This window comes from Anaerobacillus alkalidiazotrophicus, from assembly GCF_001866055.1.
In genome coordinates, this window is the sequence record NZ_MLQS01000017.1 from 625,293 (window position 1) to 641,971 (window position 16,679).

At 35.7% G+C, this 16,679-nt stretch carries 16 protein-coding genes and 2 pseudogenes; 14 read left to right on the top strand and 4 right to left on the bottom strand.

From position 1 onward, the window contains the following. Positions 1 to 254: 254 nt before the first annotated feature. From BKP45_RS13165 to BKP45_RS13180, 5 genes are all read left to right on the top strand, one after another. On the top strand, positions 255 to 1,658 hold the full coding sequence (locus tag BKP45_RS13165) for a peptidoglycan-binding protein (RefSeq protein WP_071390116.1): 1,404 nt from the start codon (positions 255 to 257) through the stop codon (positions 1,656 to 1,658). A gap of 294 nt (positions 1,659 to 1,952) precedes the next feature. After that, on the top strand, positions 1,953 to 2,033 hold the full coding sequence (locus BKP45_RS21630; protein WP_084034865.1) for a YjcZ family sporulation protein: 81 nt from the start codon (positions 1,953 to 1,955) through the stop codon (positions 2,031 to 2,033). 898 nt (positions 2,034 to 2,931) lie between these two features. After that, positions 2,932 to 3,288, top strand: a complete 357-nt coding sequence (locus BKP45_RS13170; protein ID WP_071390117.1) for a DUF1360 domain-containing protein — start codon at positions 2,932 to 2,934, stop codon at positions 3,286 to 3,288. 23 nt (positions 3,289 to 3,311) lie between these two features. Then, the gene (locus tag BKP45_RS13175) at positions 3,312 to 4,061 is read left to right on the top strand and encodes a sugar phosphate nucleotidyltransferase (RefSeq protein ID WP_071390118.1); all 750 of its coding nucleotides are present in this window, start codon (positions 3,312 to 3,314) and stop codon (positions 4,059 to 4,061) included. A 326-nt stretch (positions 4,062 to 4,387) separates the two neighbouring features. Then, positions 4,388 to 5,113, top strand: a complete 726-nt coding sequence (locus BKP45_RS13180; protein WP_071390119.1) for a dTDP-4-amino-4,6-dideoxyglucose formyltransferase — start codon at positions 4,388 to 4,390, stop codon at positions 5,111 to 5,113. A gap of 135 nt (positions 5,114 to 5,248) precedes the next feature. Here BKP45_RS13180 and BKP45_RS23640 read toward each other — a convergent pair. Further along, positions 5,249 to 5,436, bottom strand: a pseudogene (locus tag BKP45_RS23640) (IS3 family transposase); the annotation flags it as partial. Here BKP45_RS23640 and BKP45_RS22575 point away from each other — a divergent pair. The 5 genes and pseudogenes from BKP45_RS22575 (at position 5,407) to BKP45_RS13200 (ending at position 10,301) form a co-directional block, all read left to right on the top strand. Next, on the top strand, positions 5,407 to 5,634 hold the full coding sequence (locus BKP45_RS22575; protein WP_084787910.1) for a sugar nucleotide-binding protein: 228 nt from the start codon (positions 5,407 to 5,409) through the stop codon (positions 5,632 to 5,634). The pseudogene BKP45_RS23640 and the gene BKP45_RS22575 sit on opposite strands and share 30 nt — an antisense overlap. 44 nt (positions 5,635 to 5,678) lie before the next feature. Continuing rightward, a pseudogene (locus tag BKP45_RS23030) lies at positions 5,679 to 5,981 on the top strand (dTDP-4-dehydrorhamnose 3,5-epimerase family protein). 139 nt (positions 5,982 to 6,120) lie between these two features. Continuing rightward, positions 6,121 to 7,404, top strand: a complete 1,284-nt coding sequence (locus BKP45_RS13190) for a glycosyltransferase family 2 protein (RefSeq protein WP_071390121.1) — start codon at positions 6,121 to 6,123, stop codon at positions 7,402 to 7,404. 68 nt (positions 7,405 to 7,472) lie between these two features. Continuing rightward, the gene (locus tag BKP45_RS13195; protein ID WP_071390122.1) at positions 7,473 to 8,609 is read left to right on the top strand and encodes a glycosyltransferase family 61 protein; all 1,137 of its coding nucleotides are present in this window, start codon (positions 7,473 to 7,475) and stop codon (positions 8,607 to 8,609) included. 624 nt (positions 8,610 to 9,233) lie between these two features. Continuing rightward, entirely contained in the window at positions 9,234 to 10,301 is a 1,068-nt protein-coding gene (locus BKP45_RS13200; protein WP_071390123.1) for a glycosyltransferase, read from the top strand. A gap of 319 nt (positions 10,302 to 10,620) precedes the next feature. On the opposite strand, the gene BKP45_RS23340 is transcribed toward BKP45_RS13200, so the two are convergent. Then, positions 10,621 to 10,746: a hypothetical protein gene (locus BKP45_RS23340; RefSeq protein ID WP_281243167.1), complete on the bottom strand. Its 126-nt coding sequence runs from the start codon at positions 10,744 to 10,746 to the stop codon at positions 10,621 to 10,623. Positions 10,747 to 11,051: 305 nt separating this feature from the next. Further along, a complete protein-coding gene (locus BKP45_RS13210) occupies positions 11,052 to 12,581 on the bottom strand; it encodes a glycosyltransferase (RefSeq protein WP_071390125.1) in 1,530 nt (509 codons plus the stop codon). Between the two features lie 244 nt (positions 12,582 to 12,825). On the opposite strand from BKP45_RS13210, the gene BKP45_RS13215 reads away from it, so the two are divergent. The 4 genes from BKP45_RS13215 to BKP45_RS13225 all read left to right on the top strand — a co-directional run bounded on the left by BKP45_RS13215 (position 12,826) and on the right by BKP45_RS13225 (position 16,241). Beyond that, positions 12,826 to 13,941, top strand: coding sequence for a DegT/DnrJ/EryC1/StrS family aminotransferase (locus tag BKP45_RS13215; protein ID WP_071390126.1), 1,116 nt, complete (start codon positions 12,826 to 12,828; stop codon positions 13,939 to 13,941). 35 nt (positions 13,942 to 13,976) lie between these two features. Beyond that, positions 13,977 to 14,153, top strand: coding sequence for a nucleoside-diphosphate sugar epimerase/dehydratase (locus BKP45_RS22580; protein ID WP_169824110.1), 177 nt, complete (start codon positions 13,977 to 13,979; stop codon positions 14,151 to 14,153). Between the two features lie 56 nt (positions 14,154 to 14,209). Next, positions 14,210 to 15,073 carry a glycosyltransferase family 2 protein gene (locus BKP45_RS13220; protein WP_071390127.1) on the top strand — a complete coding sequence of 288 codons (864 nt, stop codon included), beginning with the start codon at positions 14,210 to 14,212 and terminating at the stop codon, positions 15,071 to 15,073. A 313-nt stretch (positions 15,074 to 15,386) separates the two neighbouring features. After that, positions 15,387 to 16,241, top strand: a complete 855-nt coding sequence (locus tag BKP45_RS13225; protein WP_071390128.1) for a sulfotransferase domain-containing protein — start codon at positions 15,387 to 15,389, stop codon at positions 16,239 to 16,241. A gap of 68 nt (positions 16,242 to 16,309) precedes the next feature. On the opposite strand, the gene BKP45_RS23570 is transcribed toward BKP45_RS13225, so the two are convergent. Next, positions 16,310 to 16,679, bottom strand: a 370-nt coding sequence (locus BKP45_RS23570; RefSeq protein ID WP_407639596.1) for a hypothetical protein, incomplete at its 5' end; no start/stop codon positions are given.

Consider the following 16,679-nt stretch of genomic DNA (forward strand, 5'->3'; position numbering starts at 1 on the left):
GCTAAACTGTCTAACTAAAATTAGGATCAACTTGTGCTCACCATTCTAAGATCATAAAAATATTATAAAAAAAGAGTATGTTAATGAATTTCATAATTGTTTATTTTCGTTACTCTGATACTAAATGTTGTTGGATGAAGACCGTTTCCAACAACATTTAGACTTATGCAGCTCCATTTAGGTTATTATGAAATTCACTCATGTATCAAATTTTACCAATATTTAAGAATAATAGGTAAAGGAGAGTCGAGGGGATGGCGAACATTCAAGATATTCGTAATCAAACACCAAAAGGCTCTAACCGTCGTGATATATCAAGGATAACGAAGATTGCCAGACACCATACTGCAACTACTGGTGGAGATTTCTGGAGTTTTTGGAATAATCGTTGGAGAGGTCTAGGTTGGTCTACTGGTGGTTATCATGAAATCATTCTTCAAGATGGAACAGTGCAACTTTGTTATGATCCAACTGTCATTACCAATGGTGTAGGTGGACATAACAGTACAACGTATCATATCGCAATGGTAGGTAATGGCTCATTTACTGAACTTCAAGAAAAAGTATGGCAAGAACGAGCAAATATTGCAATAAATCGCTTTAATCTTACTGTGAATGACGTATTAGGTCATCGTGAATTTGCAAATCAAAGTACACAATGTCCGGGAATTGATATGAATAAAATTAGAAATGAATTGAGAAACAGTTCAGCAAAAGGGTCCACTCCATCAACAAGTACTGGTGGACATATACTCCGCCTAGGTAGCAAAGGAGAAGAAGTAAGAAAGCTGCAAAATGACTTACTAAAAGCAGGAGAAGAGTTACCAAGGTTTGGAGCAGATGGAGACTTTGGATCAGAAACAGAGGCAGCCGTAAGGTCTTTCCAGCAAAAGCATGGATTAAAAGTAGATGGTATCGCTGGTCCTAAGACGTTAGGAAAGTTAGCGGAAGTGTTGAGAAGTAGCTCAAATAAAGGCCCCGTATCCTCCCCTAATCCTGGAGGACTAATCCTACGCCAGGGAGACAAAGGAGAAGAAGTAAGAAAGTTGCAAAATGACTTACTAAAAGCAGGAGAAGAGTTACCAAGGTTTGGAGCAGACGGAGACTTTGGATCAGAAACAGAGGCGGCAGTCAGGTCGTTCCAACAAAAGCTAGGGTTAACGGTCGATGGAATAGCAGGTCCGAAGACGTTAGGTAAGTTAGCGGAATTGTTGAGTAACAGCACAGATAAAGGGGCTGTATCCTCCCCAAATATAGGAGGTTTAATCCTTCGTAACGGAGACAAAGGAGAAGAAGTAAGAAAGCTGCAAAATGACTTACTAAAAGCCGGAGAAGAGTTACCAAGGTTTGGAGCAGACGGAGATTTTGGAGCAGAAACAGAAGCAGCAGTCAGGTCATTCCAACAAAAGCATGGATTAACAGTAGATGGTATCGCTGGCCCTAAAACGCTAGGGAAGTTAGCGGAAGTGTTGAAAAAGAAAAGTTCTGATAATAGTCTGTTTAAAGATGTACCTAGTAATCATTCAGCCTATGAAGCGATAAAGTTCGTTCATGACAAAGGAATTATGAAAGGGTTTGAAGAAGGTACATTCCGTCCTAATCAACATGTGACAAGAGGAGAGTTAGCTCAGATTATTCAAAATCTAGTAAATAAATGAGAAGTTGCCCACCAACTATTGGTAGGGTATTTTTTTGCTGTCTGAAAGTAAATTGTTTACCTGTCAGGACTTTAATAACCAAATTTATTACCTCTTTAAATCATAAAAGTCTTGAGGTTTAATGTAGGACATTCCAAGTATTTCCATTTTGTGGAAAGTCAATGGGAGATAAAAATAGTGCCCAAATCTTTTAGTTTTAATAAAAAAATAAGGTCAAGTACAAACAAAATTAGTCTTTTTACATACATATAGTAGTAGGAGGCCGGCCTCTACACTAGGTTGGAGGTGAGAATCATGCATAAAACTTCAGGATATGCGCTTGTTTTAGTGCTGTTTATCCTACTAGTTATTATTGGAACTGCTTACGTTTGGTAATGAAATAGATAAATGTCTTATAAGGTTGTTGAGTGAATTTTTCTCAACAACCTTTCTTTGCATAATCAGAATTTATAAATTTCTAACTTGGAAACTGTCTAGCTCCAGGCGCCATCGGCTCGATCACTTCAGACAAGCAACGGACTTCAATTACTGCTTGAGATCCTTCGTCGATTAGCCTCATGCAGTTTTGCTTCGAGGAAGCTTGCTACGAAGCTATGCTAGAAGACGCAGAAGCACATAGATTTCGGTCAAAAACCCGACCGTTACGAGCTGGTCTTCCAGTGTTTGTCGCCGATACGCGGGCGCCTTGCGCTTTTCTTGTAGTATCAGAATTTATAAATTTCTAACTTGGAAACTGTCTAGCTTCAGCGCCTACGAGCTCGGTCACTTCAGTCAAGCAACGGATTTCGATTACTGCTTGAGATCCTTCGTAGATTAGCTTCATGCAGCTTTGCTTCGAGGAAGCTTGCTACGAAGCTATACTAGAAGACGCAGAAGCACGTAAACGTAAGAAGCCAAAGAGCGGCTTCTGTCAAAGGCCGCCCCAGTGAAGCTACTGCTTGGATTACTTCGAAGCTGCTTTGCGACGAGCAAACGGAGTGGCACAGGAGCAGCTGCTCGTGACCAAGGCGCTTGCGCTTTTCTTAAGTACATTTTATAAAGAATAAAAATTTAGCTTGTACGAAGTTGGTAGTACTGTTTATTAAGAGAAGGATAATACAGCGACTTAATCGAAAAAGGACATGGTTTATGTTTTAGTTTTTATAAAATGATGTTTCATTCTTAAATTTCTTTCATATGCTAAAAAAGAGTATTCATTTAAGTAAAGAGATGGACTTGTTAAAAGATTAAAGCCTTACGTAAAAAAAGTTTTCTGAAAGAGAAGGTGATAAATATGAGTGTAAGTTGGCTTGAATTATTATTAATAATCTTAGCAAGCTTTCGCCTTACTAGATTAATTGTCTTTGATACGATCACACAATTTCTTCGTAGTCCATTTCTTGAAGTTGTTGAAGAAACATTACCAGATGGAACTGTCGCATCATATATTCAACCAAAAGGCACAGGGATTAAAAAGTTTTTTGGAGAGCTATTAAGTTGCTATTGGTGTACAGGATTTTGGTGCTCGTTAGTCATCGTTTTAGGATATCTTTGGTACCCATTTATCATGTATCCATTCATTCTTATTTTTGCGGTTGCAGGAGCAGCTTCTTTTCTCGAAACAATTCTTGGAAAGTTAGTAGAAGATTAAAAGAAAACTAGGTGGGTGAAAAAATGAAAGGAGTTATTCTTGCAGGAGGAACAGGTTCTCGTTTAAGTCCGATAACGAAAATTATGAATAAACATCTTCTTCCAGTGGGACCTAACCCGATGATTTTTTGGTCGATATTTAAATTAAAAGAAGCAGGGATCAAAGACATTTTAATTTTAACTAATCGGGAGCATTTAAGCTCGTTCATTCAGTTATTGGGGTTAGGGGAAGATCTAGAGGTAAATCTAAATTATAAGGTACAAGAAGGTGCAAAAGGAATAGCTGATGCTGTTTCATATGCAAAACCGTTTGTAAAAGATGAAAAGTTTCTTGTGATTTTAGGAGATAACATTTTTGAAGATTCCCTTAGTCCCTACATTCAATCATTTAAAAACCAGGAAAGAGGTGCACGCGTTTTATTAAAAGAAGTTGGTGATACGACTCGGTTTGGTGCAGCTTTATTAAATGAAAAAAATAACGTGATTTCATCCATCGTTGAAAAGCCAAAATCAGTCATTTCTCCTTATTGTGTCACTGGTATATACATGTACGATGATAGTGTTTTTGAATTAATTGACTGGATCCAAGTATCAGAACGTGGTGAGCTAGAAATTTCAGATGTTAACAATCTGTATGCTAGTGAAGAACAATTGCAATTCGATATTTTGAAAGGCTGGTGGATAGATGCAGGAACGTGGCAATCTTATTATCAGGCCAATTCTTTTATTTATGATTGGTTAAATACTGAAAAAGGAAGGGAGTTGCAGTATTGAGGCAAGAGCTATTAATTACAGGTGGGGCTGGTTTTATTGGATTAAATTTTATCGAACATCTTTTAAGAAATCTAAAAACAACATCACCAATTCTTTTTTCATTTTTTAAGTGAAAAACTATTTAACAAAAAAGCTTATTAGATTGGCATTAATGATCGATTAATGATTTTCTTTGAATAATTCAGGTTTATAATACATTAGATATAGAGAAGATTAATTTTAGTGATTTTAAAAAGAAGCTCCAAACAGACCAAGGATAGAAAAGACTTTTTAATGACCAATATTTGGTGCAGATATGGAAAAATATTTTTGAAGAGGTGAGGTGAATGAAAACTCTAATTGTTACGGATAACGAGTTTTTGTATAAAAATTTTTTGCGGATTATTCGAAAAGTTAACTTGGAGTTTGAAAGTTTTGATTTTAGATATTCGAATAACAACTCTGCCCTTAAAATTAAGTATGAACGAAGCGATGATTTTAAACCTGTTAATGTGAAAGAAGAGCTTGAGTGTATAATAAACACTTATGAACTTGTTATATCATTACATTGTAAGCAGTTATTTCCAAAAAAACTTGTTGAAAATATAAGATGTATCAATATTCATCCGGGGTATAACCCTTATAATAGAGGGTGGTTTCCTCAAGTTTTTAGTATATTAAATGATTTACCTGCAGGAGTAACAATTCATGAAATGGATGAGCATTTAGATCATGGTCAAATTATTGTGCAAAAAAAGATTGATATTTCCTCTTGGGATACTTCTGAATCCGTGTATAAAAGAATCTTAGAAGTGGAGTTAGAACTTATAGAAAAACACTTATCTAATATTTTAGAGAAGAAATATAAAGCATTTACTCCTAAATTCGAAGGAAACGTTAATTATAAATCAGATTTTAATGACTTGTGTCATTTGGACTTGAATAAAAGTACAACTTTAAAAGAGGCTATTAATTTATTACGTGCTTTATCCCATGGTATATATAAGAATGCCTATTTCATCGATGAAGAAGGTAATAAAATTTGGGTGAAAGTAGAGTTAGAAAAGGATTAACATCTAGTAGGAGGGATACTATGTCAAATAATGGACACATAAAATAGAGATTTTCTTCAAACTAGCGCGATTTGCTTGCTGGCCATTCTATCAAATTAAGGGACGTAACCCTTAACTTGATAGAGTGGACAATATCTACGCAACTGGCTTTACTTTTAAGCTTTTAAAATACTTTTTTAATAGGCAATCGGTGACAGATGACTATTTGCAGAATGAATTCTTTTGTAGTTATAAAAGCTGACAATGTATTCAAAAATACTTCGTTTTGCTTGCTCACGAGTTTTATAGTTTTCATGGAAAATCAGTTCTCTCTTAATGACGGGATTTATCATGTCAGTAATTTGGGCGCTTGTAGCTGGTTTGAGTTTGCGAGATTTATATTTTTAGAATCTGGGTACGATCCTTCCCTTGTTAAACCAGTAAGTACAAAAGAATACGGTGCAATCAGTGAAAGACCGAAGTTTTCTATCATGAGTAACGAAGCACTAATAAATGAAGGAATTAAACCTTTACGACCTTAGCAAAGCGCAGTACAAGAATTTATAAGAAGGTAAGAGTTATCTTCATGATTGAAGGGGTTAAGGGAAGCGTATCACGAAGCACTGTGATAATCGTGGTTTTTTGGCGGGAATTATTCGTGATAGTGAAGGAATGTTAGAAACCTTTGCTCAAGCATCAATTCAATGAGTTATCCAGGGGTTATTAAAGCCTTTCATTATCAGGCCATCAAGATGATCTTTGGTACTTTCCTGTTGGTAATGCTCAAGTTGTTTTACATGATTTGAGAAAACATTCGCCTCCAGATGAGAAACGAATTCCATATAATGATCACAGTATTGGTTTTGATTGGAGGAAAAATCATAGATAAGAATTAAATCTTAACTAACGACTGTAGTTAACTGTTTATGAATAAAAAGTATATATAAAATGTATGCATGAATATGAATAGAAAACTTTGTCTGTCAACATTCGAAATGGTTTAAAGTTAACAAGGGGAGAGTAGGTCAATGCCGCCAAAAGTATCGGTTATACTAACTAGCTACAATCGACCAAACTTAATTGGAAAAACGATTGAAAGTGTGATTAATCAAACATTGAAAGACTGGGAATTGTTTATTATGGATGATGCCTCTAATAAAGAAACGATAGCTGTAATAAGTTCCTATTTAAACGACCGACGTATTCATTATGTAAACAGTGGTGTAAAGAATGAGGAACGTTATAAAACAACGAGATACGCCACACTAATTAACGAAGCGATTCCAATGACTAAGGGAAAGTACTTAACCTATTTAACGGATGATACTGTTTATTTTCCAAGGCGTTTACAGTTGATGTCGGAATTTTTAGATAAACGACCTTCCATTGATATCGTCTATTCAAGTCAAAAGGTACAAATTTTAAATGAACAATTAAAAATGGTTGCAGAGCGTAAGAGAAATGCTTCAAGAATTTTAAGGAAAGCTGCTAATATTGTTGATCATTGCTCTGTGATGCATACGAGAAGAATTGCTGAACAAGTGTTTAAAAAATATAATAGCTACTGGGATGATCAGCCAGAGTGTTGGCATAACGGGGATGCAGTATTTTGGATGCGCTTAAATGAGTTTCAACCATTTTATCCTATATCTGATATGTTAGATCAAACGATTAAATCACCGCAATGTTTTCAATTTTTGAATAGACATTTACCAAATGTACTACCAAATGGAACAATTGTTCAAGCGGTATCGTCGGAAATTTTTATCATTGATCAGAAAAAAAGGCGTAAAATTACACCGCAAATGTTTACCGCATTAAAGTATGATAAGGGTAAAATTGTCGAGATTACTGATCCATTACTGTTTAAATATACGTTAGGACAAGAGGTTGATCAATCAGTGTTTTCAAATTCGCAGTTGTTTCCTAACAATAGACTTGTAAAAGGAACAAATAATTCTCAAATTTACTATATAGAAAATAATCAAAAACGATTGGTACAGCAGCAAGCGTTTAAAAGATTTGGGTTTAAAACTAGTGAAATTATTCCTGTTACTAACGGTTTGCTTTCAGAAATTACAACCGGGAACCCATTAGAGGCAATCATCAGACCTCATTCGGTTATTCCAGATAATTTTGTTTTCCTGATCGGTTCAGCATATTATTTAAGTATGGAAAATCAATTGCACTTAATTGAAATAAATATTTTAAAGAGACTAAAATTACTAACCTCCAAAATAATCCAATTGAATAAGGCAGAAGCTACTATGTTAAAACAAGGTGCACCGTTAAATTGGGGATTTCGAAAATAAAGTATAGAACGAAAAAGTTCATTTAACTTCTTTCTATCTTTCTATATATTTTACAAAAAGGAGTTATTATGGAACAGATTAGAACATTAAGGAACTTGAAATTAGTTGATTATCGTAATATATGCGAAGTGAAAAATTTTAAAGATTTAGAAAATCAGTTTACCAAAAAAAATCACTTTTATCTAATCGAACAACCAGAAAAAATAACTGTCATACCTCCGTCTAATGCACCGGTCGCAAAGGATTTTATTCCCACTAGTTGTACAACAAATGAATTTTATCTTGCAAGAATAAATGATGGAATATGTATTAAAAACCAAATTATAACGTATGGAGATAAATACATTTTACCGGACACTTTTCGAAATTATGATCTAGATCCACCGCACCGATCATTACAATATAATAGAATTACTAATAGCTTTCTAATAAAAAATAAGCTAACTAAGCAAATCTTCGTGCCTGGCGATAGTATTTTTTTGAGTGGAGAAAACTCAAACGGTTTCGGTCATTTTTTGTTAGAGGTTATATCGAGGCTTTGGATTACACAATATTTAGATATTAGTCAGTATAAAATTTTGATGAATCCACATGATCGAAAGCGGTGGCAACTTGATCTTTTAAGAGCACTGGGAATAAGGTCAAAACAAATTGTTTATTTACATCACCCGACTAAATGTGAACGACTTCATATTCCGGTTCAATCATTTGTTTTGAGAAAATATGCATCTACATTCGCTTCTTCTATTTGGCAAAAAATAGCTGATTACTACGATGATGGTCTCGGTCCTAAAAAAATTTATGTTTCAAGGTCAAAATTAAATAAGAAAAGAAGAATATTACGCAATGAACTTGCAGTTGAACAGCTGTTTGCTTCACACGGTTTTATGATTATTCACCCTCAAGAATTAACTATTAAGCAACAAATTAACTTTTTTAGAAATGCAGAGATGATTGCTGGACCTTCAGGCTCTGCAATGTATAATTGTGTCTTCCAAAACAACCCTACAATAAAACTGATTCTTACTCCTAGTAATTTTTTTAAATTAAGTGACGTATTAATTAATACATTGAACAAAGGAAAATTGCATTATTTTACTGGAGAAACTGTTGATGTAACACTCCCAGAAAACGTTGCAGATTGGACGATTGATACTGGAATACTTCAGAAATATCTACATAATTTGTTAAATGAAATGTCTTAAATTATCTATTTTTAAATGAGCTTATTTCTTCTACTTATTATACAAGAAACTATTCAGAATTATTTTCAAAAGAGAATTGAATTATTGAATTATAAAATAAAAAATAGAGACTTGAAAATTAATCAAATAAATCTGGGTCTATTGGGGGAGGAAAGCAGGTCTCTAGAGGATAAATTGGAATTTTCAAAGTCATTTTTAAAAAAGGGCATATCAAATAAATCACAAATAATGGATTTTTAAAATATGTACTTTAAGATAGAGTCTTGGCTCTGTATAAGGACAGCAGATTTTTAATGGTTGAAAGTAAATTTGCGAAATTTACTTTTTCTACTTCCTTGAACCACGCATTGGCATGGTGGCACATGCCGATGAAATACGATCGAATATTCCAATGTCTTGAACTACGTCCCCTTATCAATTTTTTTGTCGTTTGATACAACGCTCGACCTAAGTACGTAAAGCATGACATTTATACTATTCCTTACTATCACGTTTTACTCTAGGAAAGAGAGGAGAGTTATCCTTCGTCAATGTATAAAAGATCCGTCCATAGGCAAATTCAGAGCATGGTGTTGGACATTTTCAATTTCCAAAAATCTATGTTGATAAAAAAGAGGTGTTTTAATGATTACTATCAGTTTGTGTATGATCGTTAAAGATGAGGAAGCAACATTATGGAATTGTTTAAATTCAGCAAAAGACATAGCCGATGAAATGATAATTGTTGATACTGGGTCAACGGATCGTTCTAAAGAGATCGCAAAAGAATTTACGGATAAAATTTACGATTTTGAATGGGTTGGTGATTTTGCAGCTGCACGAAATTATTCATTCAGCCACGCAACAATGGAGTATATTTTATGGCTTGACGCAGATGATGTATTACTTCCAGAAGATCAACAAAAATTATTAGAATTAAAAAACACTCTAGATCCTTCGATTGACTCAGTATCCATGATTTATAATTATGGATTTGATAAATATGGAAATGTAACACTAAGTTTTCGGAGAAATAGATTGGTAAAAAGAAGCAAGAATTTCCAATGGTATGGTGATTGTCATGTTTATTTACAAGTGAACGGGGAAATTTTGGATACAGATATTTGTGTATCCCATAAACGAATTCATCATTCAAGTGGAAGAAATTTAGCAATCTATGAAAAAAGAATAGCAAAGGGAGATGTGTTTTCGCCTCGTGATTACTATTATTATGCTAAGGAGCTTATGGAAAATGGCTTCCATGAAAAAGCAATTGAAAACTTCAATATTTTTCTGAACATGAAAGGCGGGTGGAGAGAGGATAAAATTGCAGCTTGTGGGAAGCTGGGCGATTGTTATGGGAAAATTGGAGATGTGAAAAAACAAAAAGAAGCGATTTTTAAATCTTTTGAATATGACTCCCCTCGTCCTGAAATATGTTGCCGTTTAGGTAATTTACTTAAGAAAGATCGCAATTACAAGGCTGCAAAATTTTGGTATGAACTAGCAACTAAATATGAAAGACCTAAAGATAATTGGGGCTTTTTTAATGAAGCATATACCACTTGGATACCACATCTTAACCTATGTGTTTGTTATTACTATTTAGGAAACTATGAAAAAGCATATGAACACAATGAAATTGCAAGAGAGTATCGACCGCAGGATAAGAGTATATTATACAATAAACAGTTAATAGAAAATAAGTTTTAAATTAAACGTTCCATTATTCTTCCTATAATCAAAAGAAACGCTAAACTACGAATTCAGATGTGGCGGCTTATTCCCCGAATCGTTGCTGCATCAACATTAAACGGACCGACCTTTGGAGTCAGTCCGTTTTCCTTTTTTTGGGCAGATTACGTTTTTCGTTCAGTTGCTGGTTTTGAGCCAAATACGATCTGGCACGATTGATTAGGAATACTAAATTTTTGGTTCGTCTTCGCCATTCACAATGGCAAATTACGTCTAATTCCCTTCATATAATTAGGGGACGCACACAGTAAGTCGGTGGTTTATTTTATTTATGAGATTAGGCAAGCACCCATCCGGACATTGTCACGGGACCATCAACACCACTATCTGTGGTTGCTGAACCAAACAATTGGATAACGTGATGACCTACTGGAAGATTTTCAATAATTGAGTGGAATGTCACTTGCTGTGAATCCGGGGGCTCAATAAACACGTCAGTTAGTCCTTGTTCGACACCATCTATTTCGACAGTTAAATCTACCAGCGTACTTGCAGCGGGAGTTTCCAACCCAACCGAAGACATGATTTCAAGAAATGATACTGGAGCAGCGACATTTATAAAAGAGTCTGTTTGGATCGAAAACAGACTCTTTATTTACTACTCAATTTTCCTAACGCATTTTGCTATTTAGATGAAATAGTCATAGTTTAAGTAATTTTTGTTAGCCACATCCAATAGCAGCAAAACTCTTATATTCTTATAGAGTTTCACGGCAACACAACGACTTTTTCAGAACACGAAGCGCAAAATTTGGCATATTGGATACACGTTTCCATTGAGTCATTTGGCTCCATAGGCCACCATCGGATAGCTCCCATGGGTGCTATCGATGCATAGTTCTCGATTTCTGCAGGAATACGGCCTACAACTACTACTTCGATCTCCTTAAAGTTGGTTTCTATGCCCCTTTGAAGAGTCTTAAACAATTGGGCATGCTTTTTTGCAGGATCGGAGTGGGGAATAGGAAACAGGATCGATACTTTCGTAGAATCTTCATGAATAATATGAGCAGATTTCCGCGCAGGATGATCTGTGGTTGTCTCCCACACACGTCCATATGGGACTTGCTCAGGTAAACCCAGTTCTTTCACTCGCGTATAGATTCTCCTATGATAATAATTTTTTAGTTCTCTTACGAGGATTTGAATCTGTTTATTTCTATGAAAAGTGGAGTTATTTCCATTTTCATTCCGATATTGGATATAGAGCAAATCCGGAATCGCTACGTACTTAGTACAAAGAAACGTCCGAATTAGCATGTCGTAATCGTCTGCAACCAACAGTTCTTCGCGATGGCCTCCAATCAGATGGTAACAATCCCTCGTCCACGCACGAGGATGATTTGGTAAACCGACCAAATGACGGATGGTATTCCCGTTGATCGCCGTTTGTTTCAGCACATTTTGTCGCCGGTTCATTTGGTGGACCCAGACTCGATAATAAATACTGTATCCAAACCCGCAATCCCAGCCATACCAATGAGAATGATTGTTTCCTGCATAAACTTCAGCACAATCCCCATAAGCAAAGCCGCACTCAGGATGTTGTTGAAATGCATGGACGATTTTCTCCAGACAGTCAGGGGTTAGCTCGTCATCATGATCTACTTCAACTAAAATCTCTCCTGTACATAGACCTGCTGCATACCGTTTGATGGCACCTATGTAGCCATTGCCAAAATCTTGACGATACCTCCTTACACGGGAATCGTCTAGAGGCAGCAAAAATTGGTTGTAGGTTTCATCTTCATCACCGGAATCATCTACAATCACCCATTCCCAATTGGGGTAGGTCTGATTCAATAGGGAACGATAAGGTCGCTGAATTTTTTTTTGAGATTTGCAGCTAGCTGTGAAAACGGATACTAAGGGAGTATCTGAAGAAAATCGAGTAGAGAGAATGGTTTTGTTTTCAGGGAGAGGATCGGTACGTTTGAGCCAGCAGTAAAATAATTTCGAGGGTTGAATCTCTGCTGGAGAATTGTAATGCAACCAACGTTTTCTCTCGTGAAGTGGTAACGCATTTAGTGTTCGAAATTCTTCCCACTCCGTTCCCAATGAAAGGTAGATGTGAGGATTTTTGGGGTTTATACCCAATAATTCATCATCAGTTTCATATAACTTTACTGTTATTCCGCTTTCATCCAGTCTGCCGATCATATCTTTCAATCCATCCCATGATTTCTTCCTTGAAACAAATAGATGAGTTGTTAAAAGTGGAGTTTTATTCGGTGACATTTTCTTCCTCCTTTTTAATAAATGCGATCAATTATAAATTAGTGTTAATTTATAGTCTTCACGACTCTTATTCATTTTCTTTATCATCCTCACTCCTTTTTATAGATAAATATGAGAAAGAGTAGTTAAAGTATTCATCAAATTTTCAAGTAAGATCAATAGATATTTCATTGGTTGGGTTCTATTACCAGATCAATAGCCATATGTTTTAGGGTAAAGAAAGGAGTTGACAAATCGTTCAATCATGATGAAAATTCCATTTTTACGGCCTAATCTGGTAAAGCAAGAAGCGTTGACTCCATATATATCTGAGATAGAAGCATCACGAATATACAGTAATTTCGGCCCCCTTAATACACGCTTTGAACATCGAGTATTGGATGAATACTTTGATAACATAGGAGCTGTTACAACAGTCAACAATGCTACCATCGGCTTGATATTAGCTATTTCGCAATGTAAACGACCAAAGGGGAAATATGCCTTAATGCCAAGCTTTACGTTTGCAGCCACCCCCCTTGCGGCTTTATGGTGTGGCTTAGAACCTTTTTTCGTAGATATTCGTCCGGATGACTGGTGCATGGATGAGAAGCTCCTTTGTGAGTGGCTACAAATACTTGGGGATCAAGTAGCCACTGTCATTCCATATGCTGCGTTTGGTACAAATATGGACCTCGACTTCTATCGACAGGTTAACGAGTCTGGGGTACCAGTGGTTGTAGATGCTGCTGCCAGCTTTGGTGTGACGGGAAGTCAAAATCATTTTGGAAGGGGATTTCCAGGTTGTGTAGTGTTTAGCTTTCACGCTACCAAATCGTTTGGAGTTGGTGAAGGAGGGTTAGTTTACAGTGCAAACAAGGATTTAATATCCAAGATTCGTCAAGCTGAGAATTTTGGTTTTTCTGCGAGCAGAGAAACTACCTTGCCGGGTTTAAATGGGAAAATGTCCGAATACAATGCAGCAATCGCCTTATCTACTTTGGATGTTTTTGTGCAAAAAATAAAAGCAAGGCAGCAAGTTCATTCTTGGTACCTCGAACAACTTCATCAAAAAAATTTCTTTGGTAAGGGCTGGACAATTCAAAAATCTGAAGGGGAAATCCCTTATCAATTTATGCCTATTTGTTGCCCAGAAGGTCGACAAAATGTTGACGTCATTCATGCTCTTTCGAATCAAAACATCGAAGCCCGAACTTATTTTTCTCCACCTTGCCATCAGCAACCCCTTTTTATAAGGTATCCTAATACAGACTTAAAAGTTACGGAGAGGATATCCAGCCGAATTTTGAGTCTGCCTCTATGGGAAGAAATGACCAATCAAGATGTTTGTTTGATTGTAGAAGGGATGGTTTTATCATAAAGGAGCTAGGATTTGGGGATGTGGTGGTCACGGTCGTGAAGTCCTTCCTTTGTGATCAAATCGGAATTGAAGTAGTCGGATTTCTGAATGAACGACCTGATTTAAAAGGGCAGATAATAGATGATGTTCCAGTTTTAGGAGATCTGCCAGATATCATTTCGTTACAAAATCAAGTTAAGGTTGTATGTGCTGGAGTGGGGATCCATTTCTAAGGAAAATCATATATCCTTATATACAACTAAACATTTTTCGAGAAGGAGGGGAGCTAGTGGGACTTCCATTGGTTAGCATCGTCATACCTGCGTATAACCGACCGCATACTCTAAAAATAGCCATCGACAGTGTATTGGAACAAACCTACGAAAATATTGAAATCATCATCTGTGATGATAGTACAGATAATCGAGTACAAGAAATGCTTGATCCTTACTTACATTCATTTCCTCAAATCAAATATTATAAAAATGAACGGAATTTATTTCTTGAAAATTGGCACAAATGCTTTGATCTTGCATCAGGAGAATATATCAATTACTTGATGGATGATGACGTGTTTCAAAAAGAAAAAATCGCAAAAATGATCTATTTTTTTAATGAATTCGAAAATATTACACTTGTCACTTCTTATCGACAAACCATCGATGAATCAGGTCATTTTCTTTCTCCTATCCGTGCTACGGCTAGGCTATATGAAGAAACTAGGGTATTTGACGGAAAGGTGTTGGGGAATATTGCATTAACTCGTTGTCTTAATGTTATCGGTGAACCGACAACGGTGTTATTTAGAAAAAAAGACCTTACCGAACGATATGGAGTTTACAAAGGGAAACAGTATTCTCTGATCAATGATCTAGCTGCCTGGTTGTCATTGCTATCCAAGGGAAAAGCAGTCTATATTCCGGAAGCACTTAGTTATTTTCGATTACATCCCAATCAAAATAACAATACAATGGGACTACATGCTTTTAGTGAATGGTTGGATATTATAATTGCCTCGCGAAAAGAAGGTTTTCTTGAAACGAACGAGTTATTCAAAACTGCTCTTCACTCTTATCGTGAACGTGTGAAGGACTATCATCAATTTGTAGAAGATATCAAGCGAATTGAAATGATATTAAAAACGTTAGACTAAAAATCTAGCTTTGAGACCTGTGTTGCTTTAAAACAGGATAACCAAATCATTTAGAATATTTATACCATTTGATAAATATAAGCCCTTAACAGGACATGAAAATAAAAACCCCCTTATTTCTATGGAAACAAGGGTAGAGGGTAATATTAATTTTAAGTGAATTTTTGTAGCAATCAGGATATTAAATTGCTATTATACCTTTCTCGTAAAGCGGTATTTTTGATTCCGAGATTATTGTGAAATCGAAATTATCCCATATTTCCGAACCATCAATCAATAATTTAAAATATTTTAGGGGTTGGGGTGAAAAATAGTGGATTTAAAAGAAGGAATGAATATTCTAGTAGTTGGCAAACCGAAAACTGGTACTACAGTGATTTCAAAAAATATACAAAACTCTATACCTAATGCTTCTTATTATTTAGAGCCATCAAATGAAAGGTTTTTTTTATCATACCCTCCAGAAAATGGGAATAAATTAAACGTAGTAAAGGTCTTGTATGAACAGTACACTAAAGACATATTGCAGAAAGTGATAAATAATGATTATCCTTTTAAATTTGATAAAATTATTTTTATTATACGCGATCCTCGAGATGAGTTTATTTCTTCATTGATGTACTGGATCTTTAATTATATTAGAACAGTAAAAGAACCGAAGTTATCTCATATCAAAGAGTGGCAGGAGCTTGTCAAACAAAAAGAAATTAATCCTGGGTCCATTTCAGCTGTTCAATTGAATGAAAAGGTTGTAGAGATCAGCAACCGAAATTTTTTGCAATACCAGATTCTTTTTTTCAAAGATTATTATAATTTTTTACAAAAGCTATCAACAAATCATTATATTTTAAGATATGAGGATTTTATTCAATATAAAATCGGTAGTTTGGAAAAGTACTTAGGTTTTTCTTTATTAAGTTCAAGGGATGTAGGGCATCTCAAAAGAACCAACAGATCTGGCAACTATAACAATTGGAAAACCTTTTTTACCGATCAGGATATAAAATTTTTTCGGCACCATTTAGAAAAAGAAATGGCAAATGTAGGTTATACAGATTTCCAGCTTACTCCTGTAAATAAACTAAATGAACAGCATTTCTCAATATATCTGAATAATCTTATTCATGAAGCAACTCAGACTAGAATCGGAAATAAAAACAGTGAATAAGTTTTAATTTACAAGTGAACTGAAATTATAGTATGTGCATTACTAATAGTTTCCACCGTTAGTAAGCCTTAATCCATTTTAATTAAATAAAAGCAGGACTTTGCATTTTCGCAAAGTCCTGCTTTTTTATTTTGCAAGAAACAAGCAGTCATTGTTTTAGGACTATGAGTATCTAATTTTTTAGATATATTATTCTGGTTAACCAGTAGGTCCTTGAGGTCCAGTGTCACCCTGAGGTCCAGTGTCGCCCTGAGGTCCAGTGTCACCTTGAGGTCCAGTGTCGCCTTGAGGTCCAGTGTCACCCTGAGGTCCAGTGTCGCCTTGAGGTCCAGTGTCACCCTGAGGTCCTTGAGGTCCGGTATCGCCTTGAGGTCCAGTGTCACCCTGAGGTCCTTGAGGTCCGGTATCGCCTTGAGGTCCAGTGTCACCCTGAGGTCC